Source organism: Micromonospora sp. RHAY321, assembly GCF_023896955.1.
Lineage (GTDB): Bacteria > Actinomycetota > Actinomycetes > Mycobacteriales > Micromonosporaceae > Micromonospora.
Window position 1 is genome coordinate 1 of sequence record NZ_JAMHIW010000045.1, and the last position, 307, is coordinate 307.

1 protein-coding gene is annotated in these 307 nt (G+C 66.8%); it reads right to left on the bottom strand.

The window, feature by feature from the left end:
- On the bottom strand, positions 1-307 hold a 307-nt coding region (locus tag M8C17_RS31735), incomplete at both ends, for a C39 family peptidase (RefSeq protein WP_252420478.1).

Consider the following 307-nt stretch of genomic DNA (forward strand, 5'->3'; position numbering starts at 1 on the left):
GTCGGTCTGCTTGTCGTCGGCGTTCGGGGTGCTGATCTCCACGGAGTGGTAGGCGTCCTTGGCGGTTTCCTTGTTCAGCACGGGGGTGATGTCGTTGATGGAGTTGGTGCCGGCCTCGGTGGTGCCCATCTCCTTGGCCATGGCGTCCACGCTGATGTCCTTGCCCTGCACGGACAGGGCGTTACGCGCGGCGGCGGGGCCGCAGTAGTAGAAGTTCGGCTGCGCCTCGTAGCGCACACCGAGCTGACGCTCACCGGAGGGCTTGCGGTCGGTCTGCGTCTGGCTGGCCGGCTTCGCCTCGCTTGCC